General features: G+C 65.6%; 26 protein-coding genes and 2 tRNA genes. 16 read left to right on the top strand and 12 right to left on the bottom strand.

Going from position 1 to position 26,963, the window contains the following annotated elements; all coding sequences use genetic code 11:
- Positions 1-44: 44 nt before the first annotated feature.
- Entirely contained in the window at positions 45-368 is a 324-nt protein-coding gene (locus tag ACFWF1_RS21845) for a putative quinol monooxygenase (protein WP_379282278.1), read from the top strand.
- Between the two features lie 2 nt (positions 369-370).
- On the opposite strand, the gene ACFWF1_RS21850 is transcribed toward ACFWF1_RS21845, so the two are convergent.
- Positions 371-3,676, bottom strand: a complete 3,306-nt coding sequence (locus ACFWF1_RS21850; protein WP_379282279.1) for a BTAD domain-containing putative transcriptional regulator — start codon at positions 3,674-3,676, stop codon at positions 371-373.
- A gap of 94 nt (positions 3,677-3,770) precedes the next feature.
- Between ACFWF1_RS21850 and ACFWF1_RS21855 the strand changes: the two genes are divergently transcribed.
- Together ACFWF1_RS21855 and ACFWF1_RS21860 are read left to right on the top strand one after the other, a co-directional pair.
- Positions 3,771-4,649: an alpha/beta fold hydrolase gene (locus tag ACFWF1_RS21855; RefSeq protein WP_379282280.1), complete on the top strand. Its 879-nt coding sequence runs from the start codon at positions 3,771-3,773 to the stop codon at positions 4,647-4,649.
- A 103-nt stretch (positions 4,650-4,752) separates the two neighbouring features.
- Positions 4,753-4,911, top strand: coding sequence for a helix-turn-helix transcriptional regulator (locus tag ACFWF1_RS21860; protein WP_379282281.1), 159 nt, complete (start codon positions 4,753-4,755; stop codon positions 4,909-4,911).
- Here the strand turns inward: ACFWF1_RS21860 and ACFWF1_RS21865 are convergent.
- Positions 4,904-5,242, bottom strand: coding sequence for a hypothetical protein (locus tag ACFWF1_RS21865; RefSeq protein ID WP_379282282.1), 339 nt, complete (start codon positions 5,240-5,242; stop codon positions 4,904-4,906). The genes ACFWF1_RS21860 and ACFWF1_RS21865 overlap by 8 nt on opposite strands.
- A 633-nt stretch (positions 5,243-5,875) precedes the next feature.
- Between ACFWF1_RS21865 and ACFWF1_RS21870 the strand changes: the two genes are divergently transcribed.
- Together ACFWF1_RS21870 and ACFWF1_RS21875 are read left to right on the top strand one after the other, a co-directional pair.
- Positions 5,876-6,472: a type IV toxin-antitoxin system AbiEi family antitoxin gene (locus ACFWF1_RS21870; protein ID WP_379322205.1), complete on the top strand. Its 597-nt coding sequence runs from the start codon at positions 5,876-5,878 to the stop codon at positions 6,470-6,472.
- Positions 6,453-7,250: a nucleotidyl transferase AbiEii/AbiGii toxin family protein gene (locus ACFWF1_RS21875; protein ID WP_379282284.1), complete on the top strand. Its 798-nt coding sequence runs from the start codon at positions 6,453-6,455 to the stop codon at positions 7,248-7,250. The genes ACFWF1_RS21870 and ACFWF1_RS21875 overlap by 20 nt, the downstream gene beginning before the upstream one ends.
- 24 nt (positions 7,251-7,274) lie before the next feature.
- On the opposite strand, the gene ACFWF1_RS21880 is transcribed toward ACFWF1_RS21875, so the two are convergent.
- A tRNA-Ser gene (locus tag ACFWF1_RS21880) sits at positions 7,275-7,358 on the bottom strand.
- A 916-nt stretch (positions 7,359-8,274) separates the two neighbouring features.
- Between ACFWF1_RS21880 and ACFWF1_RS21885 the strand changes: the two genes are divergently transcribed.
- Positions 8,275-9,111: a class I SAM-dependent methyltransferase gene (locus tag ACFWF1_RS21885; RefSeq protein ID WP_379282285.1), complete on the top strand. Its 837-nt coding sequence runs from the start codon at positions 8,275-8,277 to the stop codon at positions 9,109-9,111.
- Positions 9,112-9,118: 7 nt separating this feature from the next.
- On the opposite strand, the gene ACFWF1_RS21890 is transcribed toward ACFWF1_RS21885, so the two are convergent.
- Complete coding sequence (locus tag ACFWF1_RS21890) at positions 9,119-10,039, bottom strand: GntR family transcriptional regulator (RefSeq protein ID WP_379282287.1); 921 nt, start codon at positions 10,037-10,039, stop codon at positions 9,119-9,121.
- Positions 10,040-10,175: 136 nt separating this feature from the next.
- Between ACFWF1_RS21890 and ACFWF1_RS21895 the strand changes: the two genes are divergently transcribed.
- The 5 genes from ACFWF1_RS21895 to ACFWF1_RS21915 all read left to right on the top strand — a co-directional run bounded on the left by ACFWF1_RS21895 (position 10,176) and on the right by ACFWF1_RS21915 (position 13,835).
- The gene (locus ACFWF1_RS21895; protein ID WP_379282288.1) at positions 10,176-10,376 is read left to right on the top strand and encodes a hypothetical protein; all 201 of its coding nucleotides are present in this window, start codon (positions 10,176-10,178) and stop codon (positions 10,374-10,376) included.
- Positions 10,373-11,449, top strand: coding sequence for a hypothetical protein (locus tag ACFWF1_RS21900; protein WP_379282289.1), 1,077 nt, complete (start codon positions 10,373-10,375; stop codon positions 11,447-11,449). Before ACFWF1_RS21895 ends, ACFWF1_RS21900 begins: the two co-directional genes overlap by 4 nt.
- Complete coding sequence (locus tag ACFWF1_RS21905) at positions 11,446-12,171, top strand: hypothetical protein (protein WP_379282290.1); 726 nt, start codon at positions 11,446-11,448, stop codon at positions 12,169-12,171. The genes ACFWF1_RS21900 and ACFWF1_RS21905 overlap by 4 nt, the downstream gene beginning before the upstream one ends.
- Positions 12,172-12,414: 243 nt before the next feature.
- Positions 12,415-12,621 (top strand): AlpA family transcriptional regulator, encoded by a 207-nt coding sequence (locus ACFWF1_RS21910; RefSeq protein ID WP_135234735.1) that lies wholly within the window; start codon positions 12,415-12,417, stop codon positions 12,619-12,621.
- Positions 12,622-12,623: 2 nt separating this feature from the next.
- Entirely contained in the window at positions 12,624-13,835 is a 1,212-nt protein-coding gene (locus ACFWF1_RS21915) for a tyrosine-type recombinase/integrase (protein WP_379282291.1), read from the top strand.
- Positions 13,836-13,850: 15 nt separating this feature from the next.
- On the opposite strand, the gene ACFWF1_RS21920 is transcribed toward ACFWF1_RS21915, so the two are convergent.
- The 6 genes from ACFWF1_RS21920 to ACFWF1_RS21945 all read right to left on the bottom strand — a co-directional run bounded on the left by ACFWF1_RS21920 (position 13,851) and on the right by ACFWF1_RS21945 (position 20,113).
- A tRNA-Arg gene (locus ACFWF1_RS21920) sits at positions 13,851-13,923 on the bottom strand.
- A 71-nt stretch (positions 13,924-13,994) separates the two neighbouring features.
- Positions 13,995-14,918 carry a methyltransferase domain-containing protein gene (locus ACFWF1_RS21925; RefSeq protein WP_379282293.1) on the bottom strand — a complete coding sequence of 308 codons (924 nt, stop codon included), beginning with the start codon at positions 14,916-14,918 and terminating at the stop codon, positions 13,995-13,997.
- A gap of 87 nt (positions 14,919-15,005) precedes the next feature.
- Complete coding sequence (locus ACFWF1_RS21930) at positions 15,006-16,358, bottom strand: S41 family peptidase (protein ID WP_379282294.1); 1,353 nt, start codon at positions 16,356-16,358, stop codon at positions 15,006-15,008.
- Positions 16,359-16,455: 97 nt separating this feature from the next.
- A complete protein-coding gene (locus ACFWF1_RS21935) occupies positions 16,456-17,331 on the bottom strand; it encodes a DUF1542 domain-containing protein (RefSeq protein WP_379282340.1) in 876 nt (291 codons plus the stop codon).
- Between the two features lie 77 nt (positions 17,332-17,408).
- Positions 17,409-18,890, bottom strand: coding sequence for a flavin-containing monooxygenase (locus ACFWF1_RS21940; RefSeq protein WP_379282295.1), 1,482 nt, complete (start codon positions 18,888-18,890; stop codon positions 17,409-17,411).
- An 80-nt stretch (positions 18,891-18,970) separates the two neighbouring features.
- Positions 18,971-20,113, bottom strand: coding sequence for an acyl-CoA dehydrogenase family protein (locus tag ACFWF1_RS21945; protein ID WP_379282297.1), 1,143 nt, complete (start codon positions 20,111-20,113; stop codon positions 18,971-18,973).
- Positions 20,114-20,285: 172 nt separating this feature from the next.
- Here ACFWF1_RS21945 and ACFWF1_RS21950 point away from each other — a divergent pair, with 172 nt between their 5' ends.
- From ACFWF1_RS21950 to ACFWF1_RS21970, 5 genes are all read left to right on the top strand, one after another.
- The gene (locus ACFWF1_RS21950) at positions 20,286-21,248 is read left to right on the top strand and encodes an alpha/beta hydrolase family esterase (RefSeq protein WP_379282298.1); all 963 of its coding nucleotides are present in this window, start codon (positions 20,286-20,288) and stop codon (positions 21,246-21,248) included.
- Between the two features lie 355 nt (positions 21,249-21,603).
- Complete coding sequence (locus tag ACFWF1_RS21955) at positions 21,604-21,996, top strand: ArsR/SmtB family transcription factor (protein ID WP_379282299.1); 393 nt, start codon at positions 21,604-21,606, stop codon at positions 21,994-21,996.
- 227 nt (positions 21,997-22,223) lie between these two features.
- Positions 22,224-23,159 carry a cation diffusion facilitator family transporter gene (locus tag ACFWF1_RS21960; protein WP_379282341.1) on the top strand — a complete coding sequence of 312 codons (936 nt, stop codon included), beginning with the start codon at positions 22,224-22,226 and terminating at the stop codon, positions 23,157-23,159.
- Positions 23,160-23,307: 148 nt separating this feature from the next.
- Entirely contained in the window at positions 23,308-23,631 is a 324-nt protein-coding gene (locus tag ACFWF1_RS21965; RefSeq protein WP_379282300.1) for a hypothetical protein, read from the top strand.
- A 16-nt stretch (positions 23,632-23,647) separates the two neighbouring features.
- Positions 23,648-25,285 carry a long-chain fatty acid--CoA ligase gene (locus tag ACFWF1_RS21970; RefSeq protein ID WP_379282301.1) on the top strand — a complete coding sequence of 546 codons (1,638 nt, stop codon included), beginning with the start codon at positions 23,648-23,650 and terminating at the stop codon, positions 25,283-25,285.
- A gap of 60 nt (positions 25,286-25,345) precedes the next feature.
- Here ACFWF1_RS21970 and ACFWF1_RS21975 read toward each other — a convergent pair whose 3' ends face one another.
- Together ACFWF1_RS21975 and ACFWF1_RS21980 are read right to left on the bottom strand one after the other, a co-directional pair.
- Complete coding sequence (locus ACFWF1_RS21975) at positions 25,346-25,738, bottom strand: SCO5389 family protein (RefSeq protein WP_375914966.1); 393 nt, start codon at positions 25,736-25,738, stop codon at positions 25,346-25,348.
- A gap of 62 nt (positions 25,739-25,800) precedes the next feature.
- Positions 25,801-26,847, bottom strand: coding sequence for a nitronate monooxygenase (locus ACFWF1_RS21980; RefSeq protein WP_379282302.1), 1,047 nt, complete (start codon positions 26,845-26,847; stop codon positions 25,801-25,803).
- Between the last annotated feature and the right edge of the window lie 116 nt (positions 26,848-26,963).

Here is a 26,963-nt window from a genome sequence, read left to right on the forward strand (position 1 = left end):
TCGGGCTGTGTCGCGGCAGCCCGACCCACCGCAGGAGGAGCGCCATGATCTTCATCGTCGTCAAGTTCAAGACCAAGCCGGAATGGACGGACAAGTGGCTCGATCTCGCCGGCCCGTTCACCGCGGCCACCCGCGCTGAGGAGGGCAACCTGTGGTTCGACTGGTCACGCAGCGTCGATGATCCGGCCGAATTCGTTCTGGTAGAAGCGTTTCGCGATGCGGCGGCCGGCGGGGCGCACGTCGGTAGTGACCATTTCAAGGTCGCGATGGCGGACCTGCCGCAGGCGCTCGCGTCCACTCCGAAGATCATCAGTCAAACCATCGACGCGAGCGGCTGGTCCGAGATGGGGGAGATGACAGTCGAGTAAGCCTATTCGGGTGGGCTGACGGCTGCGATGAGATGGGGCGAATGTGCTCGGCGGGCGAGGTCGAGTGCCTGCTGGCGGTGTTCATCGGCGGTGCCTCGGCCCAGGGCGGTGGCGAGTTGGGCGAGGTAGTGGGCGACCGGTTCGAGGGTAATCAGGCCGCTGCCTGCTCCGGCGAATTCTGTTGCGGCGGGGACTAATTGGACGTAGCAGTGGCGCATTGTCGGTTTGTCGCCAAGAGCGAGGGCGGCGCGGGCGAGTAGGCAGGTGCGTAGTTCGAGCAGCAGGTCTCGTGGTGAGTCGGGGGCGGCTTGCAGAGCTGCGGCTGCTTCGTCGCGAAGTCCGTTGTCCAAGAGGATGATCGGGCGGACCCACGGTTCGTAGGGTCCCCACACGGCGGGCGTGTCTTCGGCCGGCATTCCGTGTTGCAGGCGCAGGCAGAGCAATGCGAGGGGGAGCAGGCCTTGCTCGACTCCGGGCATCCCGGCGCCGGTGAGCAGTTTCGCGGCGGCGCGGTAGGCGGTTTCCGCGTCATGAAGGCTGCCGGTGATGGCAGTGCGCAGGGCGGCGTACCAGTGGGTGAATATGCCGACCATCGGTAGTTCGTAGTCGGCGGCGAGTTGGTCTGCTGCGGCGGCGTGGGCCGTTGCCGAGATGAGATTCGCTGTTGCGCAGTCAGATTGAATTCGCACGAGGTTGCCGAGGACCTCGAAGGCAACCAGTCGATGCTGTCTGGCGAGTGCGATGAGTTCGTCGCCGATGCGGGCACGTTCCGCGCTCAGGCCGGTGCGCTGGAACGTGTGCATGAATCGACCGTTGAGGGCGAAGGCTAGCAGCGCGGGATCGTCGAGATCCCTGGCGATCGTCTCGGCTTCCTCGGCCGCGTGGAGTCCGCGGTCGTCGTCTGCGCCACGTAGTTCGAGGGCAATTGTTGTGCACAACCTGGCGCGCAGTTCGTGGTGTTCGGCGGGTAGGGCGGCGAGGGTGTGTTCGGCGGCGGTGACGACGTGGTTTGCCAGGTCGGGATCGTCGTTGGTGGTCCACACAGCGGGGACATCGAACGCGCTGATCACGCGGGCAGTGTGCCCTGGGTCGGCCCATTGCTCGGCCTGTGTGATGGCCAGTCCGCGGTAGTGGCGGGCCTCTGCGAGGGCGCCCGTGACGGCCAACGTCCTGGCGAGTCCGATGGTCGCGTCGAGTTGCGCGGGGCGGTCGGGTTCGGCCATTCGGTCGAAGGCATCGAGGGTTGCGCGCCACTGCCGCACCGCCTCGGTGAGGGCAAATGCTCGTTCGGCCTCGACCGCCGCTGCCCCGGCGTACCGAGCGGCGCTTGCCGCGGTGGCGCGGCTCTGCGCCCGGACGAAATGATGCGCCAGAACGGAAACATCTGTGGTGCTGATCTTTTCGAGTAGTGCACCGATATCGCCGTGCCACTGAGCGCGGCGCGGGCCGCTGATGTCCCCGTACACGGTGTCGCGAACCAGAGTGTGGGTGAAGCGCAATCCACCGGGCATTTCAGTGAAACACCCTGCCGTGAGCGAGATTTCGATGCTGTCCAGTGCACGGCTCTGGTCTCCCGCGAGGTCGGTGAGGACCTCGCGATCGATGTCTTCGCCGAGCACAGCGGCCTGCTGGACCAGGGTCTGCGCGGACTGCGGCAGCATGGCCATGCGATGCCGGATGACCTCACGGACGCCCGGTGGGATGCGGTCCACCGCCGCAGCGCCTTCGTCGCGGAGCAGCCGGGCCAGCTCGCGAACGAAGAAGGGATTCCCGTTGCTACGCCGATGAATTCGCGGACCATTGTGTTCGGTGATATCCGGTCCGGCGATCTCGCGCACCAAGGCGGTGGTATCGGATTCGGATAGACCGCTCAGATACACGCGAACTGGTTCAAAGGGGGCCACCTTGCCCAGCGTGGCGGTGAGTTCGGTGCTGATCTCCGTGCTGCGGTACGTCGCCAGTATCAGCACCGGACCTGCCACGCCTGCGGTAATGAGAGCGGAGAGGAGATCGAGAGTTTCCGCGCCCGCGTTGTGGATATCGTCGAAAACCAGCAGAACAGGCGTGCTTTGGGACAACGACGCCAGATATCCGGCGGCGGCGCGATGAAACAGGAACCGTGCCTCGGCCGGATCTGCGGCCCCGACCTCGGCAGGACCGCGCGCGTCCCCTGGCGGTGCCGCTCCCGCAGCGGTTAGTGCCGCGAGAATCCTGGTCCACGCCCAGCCCGGCGGGACGCCGAGGTCCGCTGGACTGTCGCCACGCGCGGTGATCCAGCCATCAGCGGCCAGAGCGGACGAAATCTCCTCGGCAAGAGCACTTTTCCCGGCACCGGCCTCACCTGCCAGCAACGCCAACCGCACGCGGCGTTGTCGGGCAGCGTCATTGGCAGCGTGCTGTACCGCAACGAATTCCAATCGACGTCCGACGAAACCCCTTCCGGGCGGCGTAGTTCGAGCCGAGGGGAGGAGGCGCGGTGCGTGCGCGAGGATGTCTGCCTCCACACCTCGATGCCCGATGGGCGTAGTTCGAGCCGCAGGGAGAAGGTGTGGAGCGTGCGCGAGGATGTCCGCCTCCACACGCTGGAGCTCGGGAGCAGGGTCGGCACCCAACTCGGTGCGCAAAAGGTGACGGATGCGGCGCAACGCTGCCAGGGCGTCGCTCTGCCTGCCCGATCGGTAGAGGGCGACAGCGAGCAACTGCCACGCGTGTTCACGCAAAGGATGCTCGGCGAGTAGGGAATTCAGCGCTGGTACGGCTTCGGCGGGCCGCGCGAGATCGATCAACGCGGCGGCACGATGCTCGACGGCCAGCAGCCGGAGCCCGTCGAGTCTATCGACTTCCGCACGCACCCAACCCTGTTCGGCAAACTCCGCATACGCCGAGCCTTGCCACAGCGCCGATGCCGCATCGATCGTCGTCAGCGCTCGGTCGAACTGTTCGGCCGCAAGCAGTTCGGCAGTATCGAGCACGGCAGCCTCGAACCGGTCCGCGTCCACCGACCCTGACTCGGTTCGCAGCGCATACCCGGTCGCGACCGTCACCAGCACCTTGGCCGGTGTCCGCGGCGCACGATCGGGTTCCAATACTCGCCGCAAATCGGCGACGAAGGTCTGGATCGCTCCCACCGCACCCCGTGGCGGCCGCTCCCATAGGTCATCGATCAGCTGATCCACCGAGACCATCCGCCCCCGCGCGACGAGCAATCGCGCCAATACCGCCCGATGCCGTGGCCCCTTCAAGGGAAGTGCTTCTCCGGCGCGCTCGGCGCCGATGGGTCCGAGAACACCGAACCGCAGCCGCGTCACGCGCCCACTGCCGCACTCAGTCGCTGCTGACCAGTTGCTGAGTGCGCCCGCAAAGACTGTCTGGCGTCACCCACGAACACCGGAAGGACACCTCATGACACCGAAGATTACCGGATTCACCTACCAGCGAATCCCCGTCGCCGACCAGGTAGAACTCAACGTCGCAGTCGGCGGCACCGGCACCCCTATCGTCCTCCTGCACGGCTTCCCCCAAACCCACCTGATGTGGCGCCACGTCGCCGCCGACCTGGCCGCCGACCACACCGTAATCTGCCCCGACTTACGCGGCTACGGCGACAGCGACAAACCGCTCGAGACCGACGGCAGCACCTACGCCAAGCGCACAATGGCCGCCGACATCATCGCGGCCGCCCGCACCCTCGGCCACAACCAATTCGCACTCGCAGGCCACGACCGCGGCGCCCTCGTCGCCATCCGCGCGGCGCTAGACCACCCCGAAACCATCACCCACCTCGCCTCACTAGACGTCCTACCCACCCTCGACATGTGGGACGTCATGCACGGCGTCACCGCCGCCGTCGGCTTCCACCTCTACCTGATGGCCCAACCCCCGGGCCTCCCCGAACGAATGATCGCAGCGACCCCCAACACCTTCTTCGCCCACTTCCTCGACACCTGGACCCACGACCCCACCGCCATCCCACCCGAAATCCGCACCGCCTACCTCAACGCCAGCGCCGCCGCCATCCCCAGCATCGTCGCCGACTACCGAGCCTCCGCAGGCATCGACCTAGCCCACGACCAAACCGACCGCACCACAGGCAACCAACTACGTATGCCGGTCTCAGTCCTCCAGCAGGATTGGGGTGCCGCCCTCGGCTTCGACGCCGAATCCCTCTGGCGCACGTGGGCTCCCGACCTAAAGCACACCACCGTAACCTGCGGCCACTTCATGGCCGAGGAATCCCCGGCCACCGTCACCCAAGCCCTACGCGACCTCCTGACCCGCTGACACACCGCCCGCCCGCACTGATCCCGCAGTGCGGGCGGCACGTGCCGATAGGCGATGATTCATATACCGATCTTCAGCGCCCTCGTTGGCAAGTGATCGATATATGGATCAGGTCAGGGCTGTCACCTCGGCCGAGTTCGGCCGAGCAGTGCGCCGCGCTCGGGAGCAGCGAGGCCTGCACCAAGCAAATCTTGCAGAGCGGCTCGGAGTCACGAGGATGACTGTGTCGGCAATGGGGAATACCGATCGGGAATTTATTTAGCTTCAGGCGAGTAGGGCCGATCAGCCATGATCGAGATCCGGCATGCGCCGGAGTCCTGGTCGACATCGGAGGCTATGGCCGTGAAGCCAGCGGTCCCGGTGCCGTAATGGGCGAAGCAGTGCACGGTGCTGCCAGTCTTCTTGTGCAGCGGGCCCTCGCAGTCGACTGCGTCGGGTGGGTGCCCGGTGAGGTGGCCGAGTTGATTGAGAGCCTGGGTTTGGAGGGTCTCGGTGCGAAGCCAACCTTGAGGCTGCTGGTATTGAAATGCCCACCAGTAGAACGTCATTGCGGCGAGCCAGAATGCGGTCGTCACCGCCACGGCAAGGATCACGGACCAGACTATTGTTTTCACGCGCGTACCCCCCAATCACGGAGCCCTGAAACCAACTGAACCGCCGGGCCCCTCACAAGCTCACGAACAGGATCGTACGGGCCGCCCCCAGCCCCGCAACCTGGAAGCGCGCGAGAGAACGTGCGCGCGTGCGCGAGACGGGCGTTGGTCGACCGTTCAAATTTGTTGGCCAACAAAGGTTCTCAACGCGCGCCAATGCCGAATGTCGTGCGTTCACCTCGCGAAGGAACGACGGCTAGTAGTGGTATGCGAAGTAGCCCCGAGGCCCACCAGTGCGGCTATTTCTGTCGCGAGACCTGCCATCTGGTGATCTCCCGCAAAACCCCTGGCCGTCGGCGCGATCCATCGCGAACAGCAGCATCTCGTCCCAGCGTCCAAGGATGATCGGAGCTCGATTCTCGGGTTGTGGCTCAATTTCACGATCTTCCGACGCTGTGTCTGTGGTCATGGTCGTGAATCGCGATTGGCAGGGTTCAAGCCAGCACTCTAGTAGTATGCATTTCATTGGTTAATAGCCAACTAAATGCATACTCCCTGAGGAAGGTGGTGCTGGTGCCTGGGCGTCGCAGCACTTTGTTGCCTAGTGAACTCTGGCGAGTACCGCTTCGGACCGTGCGGCCGCAGGACTTGGCCGGTATCTACGCTCAACCGGGGCCTGAGGTGGCGCGGCTCGTCGATCGAGGTGTGTTGCATCGCGTTGCTCACGGCTACTACATCATCGTCCCGCCGGACTACGTTGGCCGAGTCTGGCTGCCTGGCCTCGAGGCGGCCGCCGCAGGTATCGCGTCGTCGATCTATGGAGCGGATCAGGCCATTGTCATGGGCATCAGCGCGGCGCGGATGCTGGGAGCCGTGCCTCGTGCGCTGGCGAACGCTGTGGTTGCGGTTCCGAGTCAGCACCGGCCGATCGCACTGACCGACCGCTCGGCACAGGTTCGTTTTGTCCGTCGTGATACCGGCACACTCGACGCTGAGCGCGTCGAAACGCCACTGGGTCCGGCGTTGGTGACCACTTCGGAACAGACCGTGCTCGATCTTGCTCGCCGTCCAGAGCTTGGCAATGCCGAGGCCGAGGTACGTTCGGCGATCGCGACGCTCTACCGTCGTAGCGATTTGTCGAGACTTACACAGCTCGCTGCAGATCAGCATTTGGGTGCGGCACTTCGACGCGTGGAAGGTTGGGTCGGGCATGAGTTTCGGCGAACGTGACAGTGTCGCAGTGCAATTCGGAGTTGCCCCGGAACAGGTAGAACGCGACCATCTGATCTCCCATCTGCTAGCGGCAATCAGCCGCGGGTTCGGTGACCGGGTGCATTTCATCGGCGGAACTGCTCTTGCCCGTACGCATCTGGTGAACGGCAGGCTCAGTGAAGACATCGATCTGGTTGCGTTGGGCAACCGGACGGTACTGGCAGCCGAACTGGACGCTGCTTTGCCGCGATCGGTCGCGCGGAGCTATGGTCGGCTGGAATGGGCACCGCCGCTGAGCGGCGTCCCGGATACCGGCGCCGCCAATCTTCGCTCTGCATCCGGTGTTTCCGTCAAGATCCAATTGCTGTCGGCCCTAGGCCGAACGGTGTGGCCGACCGAACTCCGCGCGCTCGAGCAGCGATACAGCGACGTGCCACCGGCCGAGCTGTTCGTACCAACTTTGCCGGCCTTTGCGGCAGGCAAGACCACGACATGGCATGACCGGCGCGCATCCCGTGATCTCTGGGATCTTTGGGCGCTGAGCGACATCGGCGCGATCGACGGCGCTGCGGGAGCGCTCTACCGCAAGTACGGTCCGACCAACCGGCTCCCCGCCACGCAACTGTTCGATCGTGCACCAGATGAAAATGACTGGAACGCGCAATTGGCCGGGCAGACACAGTTGGTGATCAGTGCCGAGATAGCGCGGGCCGCGGTTCGAGATGCCTGGGATCGTGTTGCGCAGGAAATGGGCGTAGCCGTGCACCGGGCAGAGAATGTTGAGGCTGATCGCTGACCTGGGCATTGATGGTCCCGATTGTGCCCTCGGCAGGATTCGAACCTGCGACACCCGCTTTAGGAGAGCGGTTTACGCCCGGTTTGTTGCATTTGTGGATACGTGAGCCGTTGGGTGCAACGCCCTGAACTGCGCATACTCGGTTGGCAACGTTGGTCGTATTCAGTCAGCCATGGCGGTGCTGCGTACTCCGTGCGTACCCACCTCCACGTGATTCCCCGGCTTCCGTCCTGCGCTGAGCTACGCCCAACGTTGATGCCTAGGAGTCAATTTCGCCTCGTACGCGGTAGCGGGGGCAGTTGACTCCAAGGGAGGACTGGCCATTTGGCTATCGAAGGCGTTCCGATACGACAAAACTCGCCCATGGACGTGTACGTCACAAACCTCGGCACGCTTGCGCCCCCCCGCCGTTGACGCCTAGGCATCAATCAGCGGCGTGTCATTTAATGCCAAGCATCAAACCGTCCCGATTCCGCCGTCCCGTTTTTTGGTTCCTGCCTGCTGGCCCGACCGATCGTCACGCGCGCTACACGACTTCGACTCCCTCGGCTCGCGTGCCCTGAACCGCCACCTACGCACTCAACCAGACCACCGACGCTCTAAACCGCAGCATCCGCACCTGACGCAACCACCCACCCAACTCTCATTTTTGGTCCCCTCCACCACATCTCAACTCACTACTTCACCTACTGACTTAACCACCTTGGCTCTCGCTCTCACTGTTCCCGATTCTCTATGAACAGCGAAGCCATAGAGAATCGGGAACAGTGAGAGCGAGAGCCCTGCGCCAAAGGCGCAGCTCAGGCCATGTTTCCGAGTGGACATTTTGAACAAGCACGGGACTAAACCTGTTCGGCCTCTGTTCGGCCTTTGTTCGGCCTCTGTGCGGCCCAACTCCCAGGCGGATGGTCAGAGTGTCCAGCCCTCGACTGCACTCAGGGGACACCCAACGTTGGACGCCTACCTGACAACGAATTTCATGAACACATCGCGAGATCGGTTTCCCGGAGCGAGAATTGACGGCATGGCCGAGCTGACGCTTACCGACGAACGTCGGGATCAACTTGCTGCACTACTGGCTGACGAGCACCTCCTGAAGGCGAAGTACCCGAAGGTAGCGGACTACCTCGACACGGCGCCGATGCTCCCTGGGACAGGAGATGATCAAGCAGACGCCGCATTTGACTTGAGATTCGTCCATTACATGACGGGTGGCGAGGCCGAGAGTCGGAATCCCTACTGGGACATCGTCGGGCCATCCATTTCGGTGCGGGACGGTCACCGTTTGATCGACGGAGGGCGGTCACAAGGCAGCGCGCGACTGGGCTACGCCCAAACGATCCTGCAGGCCGTGTATGCCTACGCAGTACCAGCGCCGGAGACCATCGCGTGGATGCGATCCTTCTGCGATGGCCGAGCCGTTGTCGAGCTCGGTGCTGGCCGCGGCTACTGGGCCGCGCAGCTCAAGAAAGCCGGAGTGCATGTCGACGCCTACGACGTAGAGCCGCCGGACCAGGCCGATAACGTTTCGTTTCCAGGTGCGGCCGGCCAACGCGATGTGTGGCACCCGGTCGAGGGGCTCGCCGGAACTGCGGCACGGCTCCGCGGCGCTGCCGACGACGTTCTGTTTTTGTGCTGGCCTCCGGGTTGGGGCAACACGATGGCTTCAGAAACGCTCGAAGAGTACGAGCGCGCCGGAGGAGAACGGATCGTCTTCGTAGGCGAGCCTCAAGGCGGAAAGACGGCCGATGATGCCTTCTTCAGCAGCCTTGCATCGAATTGGCATCTCGCCGCCGAGGATCCCGACTACGTCTCTTGGTGGAACCTGGCTGATGTAGCGCAGGGATGGACCCGCCGATAGGGGCCCTCTACTCCGTACGAGATGGCTTCACGGGTTGCGTGAGTTCCATCCGAAAGACGAACGCGTCGTAGCGATCTCGCGGGTACGAGATGTCTGACAGCATCAGTACCTGATCACCGGGTCCGAGGTACCGCTGGTGGACTGTTTTTACGAGGTCACCGGGCATGGTCCCGAGCCATTTCGCGTGCGCCTCTGTGGGAATGCGGTCCGCGACAGTTTCTTCCAGGGCGGTGGCATGTGAGATGTCTGGAACGTCGATCGGCTGGTAGGTGTCGGAAATTGAGACCGCCCTGCCCCCTTCTGTCGCGCGGGTGACGGTGTGCCGGACCGCCGTGCCGGGGGTGATCGCGAGCGCATCCGCAAGTACTTCCGGTGCCGGAAAGTCGAGGGCTTCGCGTTCGATCCGAACAGTCTCCCCGGACTCGTGCCCGAACGTCTCCTCTGGGTCCTCCATCTGACGTTCGGGCGCAACCCGAACCAGGTTCGGGTGATCAGTTACGAAAGTCCCACGCCTCGGAACTGACCGCACCAGTCCTTGACGCTCTAGCAGCTGCATAGCCTGAATGATCACGATCTTCGAGACTTCATGACGGGCCATCAGCTCCGTAAGACTCCGCAGCTGCGTTCCCGCAGGTAGCGCGCCTGTCCTTATCTGTCTCGCGTAGTCCGCAGCGATCGTGACATAGGCGGGCTCTGTCATAGCGCGTCCACTCTCCCAGTTTTGGCGGGCGTTATTGAAAATCATTTTAGACATGCACAACTGTGTATGCACAATTTCCCGCCGAGTCTTGTGCATATACAGTTGGATATATACAGTTAGGTTGGTCAGGTTGGGGACGTTCAGCCAGGCAACGAAAAACTCCCCGGCGGTTGGAGCCACCGGGGAGCCAGCACCAAAGCAGTTCGTAGCTGCTTCAGCATCCCTCACTTCAGGATTGGAGTCCCGAAGCATGTCCAGTGTAGAACGATCCGACCAGGCTCCGCGTGGATCATCTCGTCGGCAATCTGTGGAGTATTTCGAGTCCGGCGGCCGGTGGTGGGCGACCGACGGTAGCGACATCGCGGTGGCTGCGCCAGCAGAGCTGGAATGCCTCGACACGTGGCGACAGCGCCAGGCCAACGAAACCGGCGAAGTTGTGTATGCCGTCCGGGAAAGCGATGAAGTCCGAAAGGCACAGCGCCGCAGCGAATTCCGTGACGCGATCGAGATCGATGATCGCGGGCTTCCGATCGAGCGTCGCCGGGGCGTGGAGCGCAGCCGATGACCACAACACGAGAAAGCGCGACTACAGCCGGTCCGCGTAAGGACCACAAGACGAAGGCCCGCGCTGCTGGCCTGGAGCGGCGAATCACCGCCATGCGGGGCGAAGGTGCCTCGTATGACCAGATTCGCGAAACACTCGGAATATCCGCGCGCGCAGTGGAATCCGTGCTCGGTGAAGTCGCCGCCCACTACGAACATCGCCACACGTACGCCGATATCGGTGAGTTGGTCGGGCTGCCTCGCACGACGGTACGACGCCTGCTCAGCGACAAACGCGAGACCCAGGTAAACGCACGGGCGAACACGGCGGCGGCGTTGGTGGTGGAGATGTACGGGCTTCAAATCGACTTGCTCGCAGCGTTTCTCGGTATCGACATCACCCACGCCCGGACGTTGGCACGGCAGCTGCGCACCGATCGGATGATGCTGCCCAAGCTGATCCAAGTCCAGCCCGGAGAGAAGTGGCTCGTGCCCACCAGGGAGACGGCGGGCAGCTACCTGGGTTGGATGCCCGCGACGTTGTGGAAGCCACCGGTCAAGGATGCCGAGCACTATCGCGCTGTCGCGCAGGCTCGCGTGCTGCTCGTCGGCGCCGAACCCGGCGTGTGGATCTCCGAGCGACAGCTACGACACGACGCCGGAGTCGCCGCGCGTGAATCCGGTTCTCGCGGTTCACGTTCGATCGGCCACATCCACGACGGCCGGTTCCTGGGCGTGGTGGAAGGCACCTACGGCTGGTGGGCACTCGAAGTCGAACTCACCGCCAAGAGCGCGAAGAACATGGACAAAGCCCTACGCGGCGCGTTGTATGCCGCCCGCGACGCCGAACCCGAACCCATGATCGGGCTGGTCTACCTCACACGCGGTCGCGAGGTCGAACGTGTCCTCGACGCCGCCTGGCAGCGGATACCGGCCGAACTCCGCAAAGCGGTCCCGCTGGTCACCGGAGACCTGGACGAGGAGTGGACCAAACACACCAACACCCGCGCCACCATGCGCGCAGCCACCCGCACCCCGAACCCGAACCACCGGCGACCCCGGCGCGGCACAAACCGGAAGGAGACACCGAAATGACCAGCTCGACCGTCCACGAGCCGCAGCGCGGTGAGGTCCGCACCGACCGGGAGGCCCGCGCGATGTACGCGCTCGTGCAGCAACGAGCCATCCAGGTCGACATCCTCGCCGAGTTGCTCGGCACAGGACGTAACCACGTCTACGAGCTGCGCGACGAGCTCGAATCGGCCGGCCTCGTGCATCCACTGGTGCGGGTCGGGCCCGGCCCGAAGTGGATCGTGCCGACCCGTACCGCGGTGACCCGGTTCTTCGGTACCGCACGTCCGGACTGGCGGCCCTCACCTTTGTGGTCAGTTCGGGGCCGCGCGATCACCCGCACCCGCATCGCCTTGGAAGCCACCACATTCGACGCGTGGGAGTCCGAACGCGAACTCAGCTACCGCGCGCACCACCCACGCCGCTACCCCTACGACGGACGCACCGTGCGCACCGACACCGTCTCACGGGCCGTGCTCGTGCTGGGACACCGAGACACCAGCGGTGCGGACCTGGTGCACCAGATCCACCGAGCAGGCCAGTTCGCAGACGAGGACGGGTGCACAGAACTGCTACTCGTGCACCACCAGCCCGCCGACCTGCCAGCGGTGCGCACCGCCTGTGACAAGGCATCTCTGCCTGTCCCATTGGCTGTCTCGGCTGTCACACTCACCGCGCTCACATGGGACGGACAGGCCGCGATCCGCACTATCCACACTGGTCAGCGACTCAAGTTGGCTGGGTGAACGCGATGAATTCCAGATCACTTACGGCATCCACGCAAGCGGTGCACGACATGGCATGTCCCATGCCGTACACCAGCTCCCACCGGCTCTGTCCCACCGTGCACCACCGAGTGCACCACTCCGACCCGCAGTGCACCACCCCCTGTCACACGTGGTGCACAGGCCGTGACAGCACCCGCACCGGTATGCACCACCCCTGACCCGCAGCGCACCACCCTGCCACCAAGAACTGAGGAAACGATCATGAGCACTGACCGGTATCTGCAAGCAACCGACTGTGAAGAACTCACCGGCATCCCCGCCGCCACCTGGCGGTACTGGGCGCACATCGGCTCGGACATCGGCCGCCGTAGCTTCAAACTCGGCCGCCGCCGCGTCTGGCGGCAAAGCGTCATCGAAGCCTGGATCACCGAGCAGGAAGCCAAGACCCAGACCGGAGGTGCTGCGTAGCCATGCCCGCGCGACGGAATCGCCGATCCGGGGTCGAAGACCTCTGGACCAAGGAACAACGTGATGAGGACGGCACGGTCCGGCGCGTTCCCTCCAAGCTCGACGGCAAGGGAAAGCGTTGGCGTGCCCGCTATGTCGACGGCCAGGGCGGCGAGCACACAAAACGATTCACCCGTAAGAGCGAGGCTCAGGAGTGGCTTGACGGGCAGACCGCAGCGGTCGTTACCGGCGTGCATGCCCCGCCGTCCGCAGGCCGCGTCCTCGTCGAAGTGGTCTCCCAAGCATGGCTTGCCGGTAACCCGGACTGGGAAGAGTCCACGAGATCCCGCTACATGTCCATCGTCCGCAAGCACATTAAGCCGACCTTCGGGCAGGTTCGTCTGTCGGACTTGACGCACGACGACATCCAGAAGTGGGTCACCGATCAGGTTGCACACGGCGTCGCCGGAGGAACGGTACGCAAGAACCTCGGTGTGCTGTCCCAAATATGCGACTACGCAGTGACTTCCAATCGCATCGGGGTCAACCCATGCGGAAAGGTGAAGCGGCCCAAACAGCGTCTCGCCAAACGCCGTTACCTCTCTGGAGTCGAAGTAGAGCGGCTGGCCGAATGCGCGGGGGAGGACTGGCTGGTGGTCATGGTGCTGGCCTACTGCGGACTGCGGTTCGCGGAGCTGGCGGGTCTACAGGCCGCGAACGTGCACATGCTCCGGCGGCGGCTCCAGATCGAACGCACGATCACCGAGGTCGACGGGATCCTCGTCGTCAAGGCACCGAAGGACCACCAACGACGTAGTGTGCCGTTTCCGGCGTTCCTTGCCAAGCCGATGGCGGCGCACCTCGCAGGACAAGTCCCGGACGCTGAGGTATTCACGTCGCGCCGCGGCGCAGTCCTACGCGTCCGGAACATGAGGCGTGCCTGGTGGAACAACGCAGCTGTCGCGGCGGGACTCGACGGGCTCACTCCGCAAGAGATGCGGCATACCGCGGCCTCGTTGGCAGTATCGGAAGGAGCGTCGGTGCTGGGCGTCCAGCGGCTGCTCGGGCACGACAAGCCGAGCACAACGCTGGACTTCTACGCCGACCTGTTCGATGACGACCTCGAGGAACTGGCGAACAGACTCGACTCAGCACGCGCCAATTTCGCTACTGCGTACTCACTGCGTACCGAAGCGGCTTCACGAGTGGTCGACCTTCGAAAGTCAACCCGCTGACCTGCCCAAACTCTGTGCCCTCGGCAGGATTCGAACCTGCGACACCCGCTTTAGGAGAGCGGTGCTCTATCCCCTGAGCTACGAGGGCTGGCCCGGTGGAGACCGGGACGTCGGGGAGTCTACCGGGTCTAGGGGCTGAGGCCGAAACGGATTCGTTGGTCAGGGTTTCTTGGTGCCGATGGCGATGATGTAGTCGGCCCAGGGGCCCCAGAGGGTGAGGGCGGGGCGGCTGAAGGCTAGGCGGAGGGCGGGGTTTACTCGGCGCATGTCTTGGTCGCGGAGGCGTTTGGTGAGGTAGGTGGCGAGGGGGGCGTAGACCTCGCGGCGGATGGAGTAGGTGGTGACGTTGCTGAAGCCGGCGTCGGTGAGGGCTTGGCGGTAGTGGTGGATGTCGAAGAAGTCGCGGTCGTGCAAGGTGCCGGGGAGGTTGCGGACGCCGGGGCGGTCGGCGAGGCGGACGATGGCCTTCGAGGCTCGGTTGGTGCGCGGGACGATGTCGGCTGTGACGAGTTTGCCGCCGGGCTGTAGTACTCGGTAGGCCTCGGCGAAAAACTTTGGGTAGGAAGGGAAATGGAAGGCGGATTCGAGGGCGGTGACCTTGGTGCAGGATTCGTTCTCGCGTGGCAGGTCGATCGCGGAGCCGTATTCGTAGCGGATGCGGTGGTCGAGGCCGAGTTCGGCGGCGCGTCTGCTGGCGATCTGGATCTGTTCGACGGCGATGTTCATGCCGATGATCTGCTTGGGCTTGAATTCTTCGGCCCACAGGAAGTCCTGGTCGCCGTAGCCGAAGCCGACGTCGAGTTGGATGTCGTCGGGGCCGAGTTCGGCCTCGCGGGCCACCAGCCGCGCGAGGTCTTTGCTCGCCTCGTCGAGGGTGGCTGGATTGTCGCGCCAGTAGCCGAGATTGATGAACAGCGAGTCCTCGCCGAAGAGGTTCTGCGGGCCGACTACGTCGTAGACTCGGCCGACTCGCTCGCTGGACGGCAGGAACGGCACTTTCGACCATTCGTAGCATTCCCGAGCCCAGCGCCGCGATCGAGTTCGCAAGTCCTCCACCGGAATATCGGCTGTGGTCAGCGTCATGAGCTCTCCCAGCTTTGCTCTCGACCAGTTGCCGCCAGCCAATCCGGATTCGAGATGCTGACAGTCTCAGACAGTTTCTCCCCGCCGTCAAGAGCCGCTGGTCAGCCAGCGGACCGCGCGGTCGAAGGCGGAGTCGCGCTGCTGGTCGAATTCCTCGTCGGTGAAGACGGGCTCGGTGAACTCGGGTGGGATGCCGGCGCCGTCGAAGGTCCGGCCGTCGGCGGTCAGGAATTCCTCGTTCGGCACGCCGAACCACCAGTCCGCGTGCGCGGCGCCGGGCAGCTTGCGCTCCATCACGTCGGAGAAGACGCCCTGGGTCGGCTGGCCGATTCTTGTGGTGCGCGAAGGACGTTCCAGTAGTGCCTGGGTGAAGGTCTCGCCGGCGCTGACCGTGGAGCCGCCGGTCAGCACCGCGATGGGTCCCGCGAAACCGTTGCGGCCAGGGGCGACCCGCTGCGGCTGGGGTTCGGTGGTGCGAGTCTTCTTGGCGTAGCCGAAATATGGCCGGTCGGTGAGGCGGGCGGCCAATTGCAGGCCGAGGCTGTCCGACCCGCCGCCGTTGATGCGCAGGTCGAGGATCAGTCCGCGCAGCCGGGACAGCCGGTCCGGAGCGAAAATCGCGTCGAGGGCGCGGTCGAGCTCGGCACTGTCGGCGGCGAAGGTCCGCTCGGCGGTGTAGCCGCTGAACGAGGAGACCCGGAGGTAGCCGTAGTCCTGTCCGGGCAGGTTCGCGTAGCCGATGCGGCCGTTGGCGTATTCGGTGAGCGACTGTTGGAGGTCGCGACGCTGGACGAACTCTTTGACCTGCTGGTCGAGTTGCGGGCTCGGGATCGCCGTTCCCGGCCTGCCCACGCCGAAGAATCCGGTGTCACCCGCCGACACGACGACGTGTGCGTCGTGCAGCGGTGCGACCATGTCCCGGAAGGTCGCGAAGATTTCGGCGTCGTCACCGCGCTGCTCGGCAAGGTTGGCGCGATCCCGGAATCGGTCCCGAACCTGTTGCCAGTCAAGGCCTTTCGCCGCGAAGAACGGATAGTTCTCCTGGAACGTCTGCCAGAAGACATCGAAGGCGGTGGGCCGGGTAGTGTCGGTGCATGTTGCCGGCAAGGCAGGAATTCGCCGGAGGGAGCGGTCACCCGGTGATCCGTCGATGTGCAGCGTGGCCCGATCCTGGTCACCAGACCGCAGGGTGAGCACGTCCTTGCCATCCGTGACGTACCTGCCCGGGCTTCCGGAGCGGGCGGCGGTCTCGTCCTTCATGCAGCTGAGCGCGGTGAGCTGGTAGGTCTCCAGTGTGTCAACGTGCACGGACAGCGCACTGCCGTAATCGTCCACCTGCCAGAACCCGGCCGGAAAATCGGCGGCCGCGTTCCCGCACGCCGTGGTGATCGCGCCGACGGCTGCCAAAGCGGCGGCTATAGCGGTTCTCCTGCGCTGCATGATCATTCGTCAACCGTCCAGCACATCAGGGTGCTGCGGCAACCGGGTAGGCAGGTGGGTCAGGGGTGTGGCTAGCCGTACGTCGAACTAGCTCCGCTCAGAAACTGCCGCCATCGAAGCCGCCACCGCTGTCGAACCCGCCACTGTCGAACCCGCCGCCGTCGAACCCGCCACCGTCCCAACCGCCGCCGTCGAATCCGCCTGCGTCACTACCGGAGTCGTATCCGGAGCTGTCACCGGAGCCGCCGACGTCCCCGCTCGCGTCGTACCCACCGTCATTGCTCCCGGCAGCCAACCCGTCCTGATACCCGTCCCCATACCCACTCTCGAACCCTTGCGCGTCGTACCCGACCCCGGACATCCCCGAGAACAGCGACGAAAACAGCAGCGCCGAACCAAGACCCCAGGCACCACCGATCAACGCAGGCTTCCACCACGGCTCGGAGTACCACCCCGCGGGGACCGGGCGACCCGCGACCCGACCGCCGGGGTAGTAGTTCGGCGTCGCGGCAGACGGATCGGGCGAGGCCGCGATCTCCCGGCCATCATGCTCGACGACTCGGTTCTCGGTGACCTTGCCCGCCGCGTTCTGCCCGTCCAGGGCGGGAACTTCGGGGCCGGGATCCATCCCCATCGCACTGCGCGCGGCCCGAATGTAATAGAGCCCTTCCAGCGCGGTCTGCTTCGCCAACCGCGCCTGCGCGGGCGTGCGCGCCTGATCGAGCTGTGATCCGGCGGCGAGCTGCCGCTCGGACGCGTCGACCAGCGCCTGCTTGGCGGCCTCGTTCGAGCCGGTGAGGTTGTAGATCTGTCCGCCGAGCCGCTCGTTGACCTGGCGCGCGTCGGCCAGTGCGTCGGCGAGCTCGTTGGCCGTGCGCTGCTTGCTCTGCCGGGATTGCACCACGATGAGGGCGCCCACCGCCACGATCACCACGACGATCAGTAGCCACAACACCGTGCGTACCTCTTCCATTGCCGGGTCCGGAACAATGCCCAGTTTACTGGGCACTTGCTGAGATTCGGCTGAAAACAGACGGTGCGGTACGAAAGCTAGTGCATTGCGGCCAGTGGCCGTTCAGCCTGCGCCTCGTCGTAGTCGGCCAGGTCGAAAGTCCTTGTCTTCCAACGATAGAGCACGGTCGCGCCCGGCCAGTTGTTGGTGATGCGGCCCGCCGCGTTGCGATACCAGCTGGAACAGAAGTTCCACGGCGTGTCTTTCAGTCGCCGCTGCAGCCAGTCGTCCCACTGCTGTTCGGCGTTCGCGCGGGCGGCGAGCGAGCGGCCCGGTCGGTCGGTGAGGTACTGCACCACCTGCCGGATGTAGCGCGCCTGCGATTCCAGCATGTAGATGATCGAACCGGAGCCGACATTGGTGTTCGGGCCGTACATCATGAACAGATTCGGGAAGTTCGGCACGGACAAGCCCAGGAAGGCGCGTGCCCCCTCGTCGCCCCAGACGTCGGCGAGCTTGCGGCCGCCTACGCCGTAGATATTCATCGGCGCGAGGAACTCGGTGCCCTTGAACCCGGTGCCGTAGACGATGACGTCGACCTCGTGCTCGACGTCGTCGGCGGTGCGGATGCCGGTGGGAGTGATCGCCTCGATCGCGGTGGTTTCCACCGTGACGTTCGGCTGGGCCAAGGCCGGAAAATACTCGTTGGAGAACAGGCCGCGCTTGCAACCGGCCGCATAGTCGGGAGTCAGCTTGTCGCGCAGTTCGGCGTCGGGAACCTGCTTGACCCGATGCCGGTCGGCCAGCGCGATCACCGGCGCCTTCATCGCCGGAATGTCGGTCAGCGCCAGCGCGAGCACCTCGAACAGCGACCAGATCGCGAACCGTTCGGCGAGCCGGGTCGGTGGCAGGTACTTGAACACGGCCTTGTGTGCGGTGCTGTATTCGGTATCGAACTTCGGCAGCACCCACGCCGCCGAGCGCTGGAACAGCGTGAGGTGCGCGGCCTCGGGCTGAATGCGCGGAATGTATTGGATCGCACTGGCTCCGGTGCCGATGCAGGCGACGCGCTTGCCGGTGAGGTCGACCGTGTGATCCCATTCGGCGGAGTGAAACGCGGGGCCGGCGAAGGTGTCGATGCCGGGGATGTTCGGCATGGCAGGGCGTGACAACTGGCCCACCGCGGGCACGAGTACGTCCGCGGTCAGTCGCGCACCATCGGTCGTGCTGACCGTCCACTGCCCGGTGTGCTCGTCGAACTCGGCGTCGGTCGCCTCGGTGCCGAATCGGATGAACCGCTCGAGATCGTGCTTCTCGGCGACACCGCGGATATACGCGTGAATGTCGCGCTGCTCCGAAAACCGCCGTGGCCAATCGGATTTGGGCTCGAACGACCAGGAGTACAGCGGCGACGGCACGTCGCACGCGGCACCGGGATAGGTGTTCTCCCGCCACACGCCGCCCAGATCGGCGGCGCGTTCCAGGATGGTGAACGAGTCGAGCCCGGCCCGCCGCAGCTCGAGCGCCACGCCGAGCCCGGCGAATCCCGCTCCGATGATGATGATGGACGGCGTTGTCATGTTCCGAGCCTAAATGCCGAACCCGCAGGTCCGAAGAGATCCGCGGTCACTGAATCGGCATTTTCGGCCACTATGGGCGGTCAGTTCCCCGCGAGTTGGCGGGCGATGACGAGGCGCTGGATCTGGTTGGTGCCCTCGAAGATCTGCATGACCTTGGCCTCGCGCATGTAGCGCTCGACCGGGAAGTCCTGGGTGTAGCCGTAGCCGCCGAGCACCTGGACGGCGTCGGTGGTGACCTTCATGGCGGCGTCGGTGGCGATGAGCTTCGCGACGCTGGCCTGGCGCGAGTAGGGCAGTCCGGCGTCGCGGCGGCGGGCCGCGTCGAGGTAGGTGGCGCGGGCCGAGTCGACGGCGGCGGCCATGTCGGCGAGCACGAAGCCGAGGCCCTGGTGATCGATGATGTGGCGGCCGAACGCCTCGCGCTCCTTGGCGTAGGCGACGGCGTCGTCGAGCGCGCGCTGCGCCAAACCCGTTGCGACGGCGGCGATGCCGAGGCGGCCGGAGTCGAGGGCGCTGAAGGCGATCGAAAGTCCTTGGCCCTCTTCGCCGATCAGGCGTTCGGTGGGTAGGAACGCGGCGTCGTAGGCGGCGGTGGTGGTCGGCACGGCGCGCAGGCCCATCTTCTCCTCGGGCTTGCCGAAGCTCAGGCCCTCGGTGTCGCGCGGGACCAGGAAGCACGAGATGCCCCGGGAGCCTTCGCCGGTCCGCGCGAACAGGGTGTAGAAATCGGCGCGGCCGCCGTTGGTGATCCACGCCTTCGCGCCGTTGATCCGGTATCCGCCTTCGACTTTCGTCGCCTTGCAACGCAGCGCGGCGGCATCGGAACCGGCGTGTGGCTCGGAAAGGCTGTAAGCGCCGATGGTTTCGCCGGACAGCATGCCTGCAAGCCACCGCTGCTGCTGCTCGCCGGTGCCGAAGGTGAACAGCGGATGGCAGGACAGGCTGTGCACGCTGACCGCCACCGCGACCGCCGCCCAGCGCGCCGCGAGCTCCTCCAGCACCTGCAGGTACACCTCGTAGGGCTGGGCGCCGCCGCCGAACTCCTCGGGATACGGCAGGCTCAGCAGGCCGGCCGCGCCGAGGGCGGGAAAGACGCCGTCGGGGAAGGTTCCGGTCTTCTCGCACTCGACCACCCGCGGCTCGAGCACCTTGTCGGCGATATCGCGGGTCAGCTCGAGCAGGTCCCGAGCCTCGGACGTCGGCAGCATTCGATCCACTGGCATACCCCTACGCTAGCGAGCGGACCCGCGCTGCGGGCGCCGGACCGCTGCCGACCGGACGGGCAAGCCGTGCGGCGGCTGTGATCGATCGCTCATGGTGCGTGGAACCTACTGTGCCCGTTCGTCATCCGGCGGACGGTACATTCGACAGGACCCTCCCGGAAGGAATTCGACGGTGCGCGGTATCCCTCGTGGTCGCCTGACGATCGTCGTGCTCGCGCTGGTGGCGCTGAGCATGCAATTCCTATCGGCTGAACCGGCATCGGCGCAGGTCGCGCCGGTGGTGGAGCGCAGCTTCGCGAACGCGGCGGGTGCGCGGGACTACTACCTGCATGTGCCGCCGGGAGATCCGGCGGGCAAGCCGCTGATGATCTACCTGCACGGCTGCACCGATCCGCAGCGCCAACTCGCCGACACCGGCTTCTCGCTGACCAGGATCGCCGACGAGCTCGGGTTCGTGCTCGCCTATCCGATCCAGACCGAGGCGGCCAACGAGCGGTACTGCTGGAATTGGTTCGACCCGGCGAATCAGCCACGCGGACAAGGGGAGTCGTCGATCCTCGCCGATATCACCACCGCCTTGATCGGCGAGTTCGGGCTGGATCGTTCGCGCGTGTATGTCGGCGGATACTCGGCGGGCGGCGCGATGTCCACGGTGCTGGCCGCGGCCTACCCGGACCTCTACTCGGCCATCGCACCCATGGCGGGCGGGCCGTATCAACTGGATCCGCAGACATTCAGTGCGGATCTGAGCGGCGCATCGATCGTCGCGGCGATGGGCGCACAGGCGCGACCGGTGCCCGGGTTCTTCTTGCAGGACTTGGCCGATCAGACCAGCCTGTATCCGATCGGTCGCGCGAACCTGGTGCAGTGGCTCGGCGCGTACCGGCTCGCGGGCGACGCCGCGGTACCCACGGTGCCGAGCACGATCACGGCGACCGCGGATCCGGTACCGACTACGGTCGAGCGGTACGACGCGGGTAGCTGCGCCCTCGCCGAATTCCGTACGCCGATCGGGCCCGACCACATCGCCGGCGGGTTGCTGATGCAATCTGAACGTGGCATCGGGCTGCAACGCGACATGATGAATTTCCTTCTGGCCCATCGGCTCGGCGGATCACGCCAGGCCTGCGGTTGAGTATTTTGTCGGTAAATCCGACATAGACGACCGGTCGGCCTTCTATAGGCGTGCAAATGTAATTGCATTTCGCGGGCGCGAGCCTTGCTGTGGCGTGGGCGAATTCGCGCTGGTCACGGCGGTAGCCGCTAGTTGTCCGGCCGTGGCCGCGCGGCAGGTTTTGTCTCATTCGGATGTTGTTCGGCAGGTTAGCTGGCGCAGTAGCGCCAAAGCGACTAAGACAGTGATCGGTTCGATGGGGACGGACCGGCATGTCGGCGGCCACGCAGGGGGTGTCGCCGCCATTCCGGTCCGGTGGGGATTTCTTCGGCAATTCGAGGTAGTCATGACCCCTCGGCTGGTCTATTATCTGCGTATGAATGCAGATAGCCAGGAAGGTTGGCCGCCGCTCGCGGAGGATCAGGTGAGCCTGGTTGTCGAGGTTTTCCGGATGCTGGCCGACGCGACCCGGGTCCAGGTGCTGTGGGCACTGGTCGACCACGAACTGTCGGTGAACGACCTCGCGGGCTACATCGGCAAACCCGCGCCCTCGGTCTCCCAGCACCTGGCCAAGCTGCGGATGGCGCGCCTGGTCAGCACTCGCCGCGCCGGCACCACGATCTACTACAGCCTGGAGAACGAGCACGTCCGGCAGCTGGTCGTGGACGCCGTGCACAACGCCGAGCACGCGGGTCCCGGCGTGCCGCCGCATCACCGTGGCGACGCCGTGCGTGAGCTGCCGGCGCAGCGGACCGGAACAGCGGAATGACCTGCACGAAATAGGGGACTGGACAACGGATCTCGGAGCGTGGCGCAGTGCATACGAAGGATAAGAACGGCGACGACCGGAACGGGCATTCCCATGGGCATGGCCCGGAATCCGGGCACGTCCATGGGAATGCGGCGACGCACACGCACGGCGAAAGCCAAAGAAACCATGGAGGTTTCGCGCACCAGCACACGCATGGCGAGCACAGTCACGAGCATCCGACGGGATTGCGCGGAGTCATCCGCGAGATCTTCGTGCCACACAGCCACGACGCGGCCGACAGCGTCGATGACGCGCTGGAGGCCAGCACTGTCGGCATTCGGGCGGTAAAGATCAGCCTGGTGGTGCTCGGCGTGACCGCGGTACTGCAGGTGCTGGTGGTCGCGGCCTCCGGGTCAGTGGCGTTGGCGGCGGACACTATTCACAACTTCTCCGACGCCTTGACCGCAGTGCCGCTGTGGATCGCGTTCGCACTCGGGCGGCGCGCGGCCACCCGGCGCTACACCTACGGGTTCGGTCGCGCCGAGGACCTCGCGGGTCTCTTCGTCGTCGCGATGATCGCGCTGTCCGCCCTGATCGCCGGATACGAGGCCGTTCGCCGACTGATCTCGCCGGTGCCGATCGAGCACCTCGGCTGGGTCGCCGTCGCGGGCGTGATCGGCTTCCTCGGCAACGAGACCGTGGCGCTGTACCGCATCCGGGTCGGCCGGCAGATCGGCTCGGCCGCACTGATCGCCGACGGCCTGCACGCCCGCACCGACGGCTTCGCCTCACTGGCGGTGCTGGTCGGCGCGGCAGGCGTGGCGCTGGGCTTCCCGCTCGCGGACCCGATCGTCGGCCTGCTGATCACCGTGGCCATCCTCGCGGTGCTGCGCACGGCGGCCCGAGATGTGCTGCGCCGCCTGATGGATGCGGTCGAGCCGGGCCTGGTGTCCGCCGCCGAACAGGCCCTCACCGCCGAACCGGACGTGCAGGGCGTGCGCAGCCTGCGGATGCGCTGGATCGGCCACCGGCTGCACGCCGACGTGGAACTGGATGTCGCCCCGACCATCACCCTCGCCGACGCCCACCGCGTCGCCCACCAAGCCGAGCACACCCTCACCCACGTAGTCCCCAAACTGAACACCGCCGTCGTACACGCCTACCCCGCCCACGTTGGCTGAGTCGATGCGCGCCTGACCTGCGGAAAGTGCGGGCGTGTGCCGTCGGATCACTCTCCGGAGAACATTCCTGATCGGGCGACCCCCAGCGGCTTTACTCTTCGGTAGCATTCGCCATGTGATGTGGCTCATGGTTGGTATGTGCTGAACCATGCTGACGCGCGTCCGGAACCTCTCGAAGCTGCCTGACCTGGTGGCCGCATTGGTTCCGCAGTCGCGGCTCGAGCCCCACCTGTCGCTCGGCATGAACTTCGGCTTCGGCTACGGCCCGATGCTCGGCGGCCGGATGGCGAGCCTGTTCGGCCCCGGCCAACGCAGCCTGCGTCCAGCTCATACGCCGACTGATTTCGCTAGGACATCGGTAACTCGCCGGGGACCGGCCAAGTCCGCCCACGGCCCCACCGCCGGCCGCCAACGGAACTACCGTGGCACCCGAATCTGGCCTGAATTCGCGGAGAGGCGGACAGGTCACTGAAGAAAAAGGAGTTCCGATGTTGAGCACTATGCAGGACGAGCCGTTGTCGCTGGCGACGTTGCTGCGCTACGCATCGACGTTTGTCGGCGATTCGACCGTGTCCACCTGGACCGGTACGGGCGTGCGCACCATGACCTATCGCGAAGTCGGCGCGGACGCGGCGCGGCTGGCGAACGCGTTGCGCGAGTTGGGCATCGGCATCGGCGATCGAGTCGGCACCTTCATGTGGAACAACAACGAGCACCTGGTGGCCTATATCGCGGCGCCGGCGATGGGCGCGGTGCTGCACGCGCTCAACATCCGGCTGTTCCCCGATCAGCTGGTCTACGTGGCCAACCATGCCGAGGACAAGGTGGTGCTGGTCGACGGCACGCTGTTGCCGATGTTCGCCCAGTACCTGCCGAACTTGAAGACGGTCCGGCACGTCATCGTGGTCAACGGCGACGCCTCGACGCTGTCCGCCCCCGAGGGCGTGCAGGTGCACTCCTACACCGAATTGCTTGCCGCGCAGCCGGATAGCTACGACTTCCCGGTGATCGACGAACGGTCTGCCGCGGCAATGTGTTACACGTCCGGCACCACCGGCGACCCGAAGGGTGTGGTGTATTCGCACCGCTCGAACTGGTTGCACGCGATGCAGGTGTGCTCGCCGAGCGGCATGGCCTTCACCGGCCGCGACACGATCCTCGCCATCGTCCCGCTGTTCCATGCGAACGCGTGGGGCATCCCGTACGCGGCGCTGATGTCGGGCGCGAATGTGCTGATGCCGGACCGGTTCCTGCAGCCGGGCCCGCTGCTGGAGATGATGGCGGCGGAGCAGCCGACGTTCGCCGCCGCGGTGCCGACCATCTGGGGCGGCGTGCTGGCCGGCCTGGCCGCGCACCCGCAGGACATCACCCACCTGCGTACGGCGGTGGTCGGTGGCTCCGCGGTGCCGCCGTCGATGATGCGCGCCTTCCAGGAAAAGCACGGCGTGCGCATCCTGCACGCGTGGGGCATGACCGAGACGTCGCCGCTCGGCAGCGTCGCGCATCCGCCGACCGGGGTGACCGGCGAGGACGAGTGGGAGTACCGCTACACCCAGGGCCGGTTCCCGGCGAGCGTGCAGGCCAGGCTGGTCGGTGACGACGGCAGCGTGGTGCCGAACGACGGAGAAGCGCTGGGCGAGTTGGAGGTTCGTGGTCCGTGGATCACCGGCTCCTACTACTCGCCGGACGGCACCGAGGTGGACCCGGAGAAGTTCGACGACGGCTGGCTGCGCACCGGTGACGTCGGGAAGATCAGCAAGGACGGCTATCTCACCCTGGTGGACCGGTCCAAGGACGTGATCAAGTCCGGCGGCGAATGGATTTCGTCGGTGGACCTGGAGAACGCCGTGATGGGCCACCCGGCCGTCGCCGAGGCGGCGGTGATCGGTGTGCCGGACGAGAAGTGGGACGAGCGGCCGCTGGTGGCGATCGTGCTCGCCGAGGGCGCCGAGGCGAAGGCCGGCGAGCTGCGTGACTTTCTCGCCGACAAGTTCGCGAAATGGCAACTGCCGGAACGCTGGACGTTCATCGCCGAGGTGCCGAAGACCAGCGTCGGCAAGTTCGACAAGAAGCGCCTGCGCGCCCAGTACGCCGATGGCGACCTGACGGTCACCACACTGTCCTGATCGCGGACTGCCCGGCGCGGCCTGAATTCGCTTGCCGCGCCGGGCTTGTCCGTGCGCCGATCAGCAGTTGCGCAGTTCCGGGCTCTGATTCAGCAGCTGGGCCCTGGTCCCGATGAACGTGCTGTAGGTCTCGCCGCCGACCGCGGAAAGCGGGAAGGCGGCCACCCGATGGCAGTTCTGGAAGGCGAGCTTCACGCCGAAATGCCGCTCCAGCCCACCGCGGATCGCGTCGGAGGCCATGGCGCGCAGCAGCTGCCCACGGGCCACCTCGTCCGGCGGCGCGACCAGGTTGTCGGCGTATTCTTCGCTGCCGGAACGCAGTTCACCGGCGACCCGGCTGACGACTTCGTAGGCGTAGGGCAGTGACTGGCGGACCACCTCGACGAAATCGGCGTCATCGACTTCGCCGCGTTCGGCGCGTTCGAGCAGTGGGGCGGGAACATCGAGGGACATAGCGCTCTCCTCCAAGGTGGATGGCTGATGCGATGCGACTCGATTCTAATCGAAAGTCGTTGTCAACAATCCTGGATTCGCCGCGAAAGTGCCGAGTTCAGTGCGGTTTTCGTGTCGGCCGCCAGCGTGCGGACCAGTTCGCCAGCTGGTAACTCCGGTGCCAGGGTGTGGGTCTGTCCCGCCCAGAGGTTGACGTTGTCCGAGTTGCCCGCGGCCCGTGCCTCGGCTCGCAAAGGCGCGGTGGCGTAATGGATCTCCGGGTACGCGACGGGCGCGGTCGCACTGTGCTCCGCCATGAATCGATTGCGCAGGCCACGGGCCCGGCGGCCGGTGAAGGCGCGGGTCAACATGGTCGGGGTGTCGGCGGCCAGGGCGGCGCGGTGCACCGGATTGGTGCCTGCCTCGGGGCAGCGCAGGAACACCGTGCCGAGTTGCACGGCCGCGGCACCCGCGGCGAGTGCTGCCGCGATGCCCGCACCCGTGCTGATGCCGCCGGTGGCGACCACCGGCTTGTCCGTCGCGGCGGTCAGGAGTTGCAGCAGCGCGAGCACGCTGAGCGGATCGGTGGCGTCGTCCTCGGGTCGATCGACGAAGGTGGCGCGATGCCCGCCCGCCTCCGCGCCCTGTGCGATGAGTACGTCGGCGCCGCGCTCGACCGCGATCCGCGCTTCGGCGACCGAGGTCACGGTCACCCAGCTCTCCGAGCCGACGGCACGCAGCCGCGCGATCTCCTCGGCGGTGGGACAGCCGAAGGTGACGGAGACGACCGCGACCGGATCGGCGACGAGCAGATCCAGCTTGGCGTCCCAGTCGTCGGTGTCGTACTTGGCGTCGCCGAGCGGATGTTCGCGGGCGAGTTCGGCAAGGTAGTCGGCGAATGCTGCGGCTGGGGTGGCCGGGCCGGGCACGAAGAGATTGACGCCGAAGGGGGAGCCGGTCGCGGCGCGAGTGGCGGTGATCCGGGCTGCGGTGTCGGTCGCGCTCAGATAACCGGCGGCCAGCAGGCCGAAGCCACCGGCGTCGGTGACCGCGACAGTCAACTCGGGCGTAGAAGGCCCACCGGCCATCGGGGCGAGCACGATCGGGACTGCCAAGTCATCGATGATCACGGTCCAAGTCTGACCTACTGGACGTGTGACCCGGTATTTACCTGCGTCTTTGCCGCACAAGGTTGCGGAATGGTCACGACGAGGTAGAGTTCCCGTCACAACGGATGCCAAACCGT

This window comes from Nocardia sp. NPDC060255 (assembly GCF_042727395.1).
Taxonomy (GTDB): domain Bacteria; phylum Actinomycetota; class Actinomycetes; order Mycobacteriales; family Mycobacteriaceae; genus Nocardia.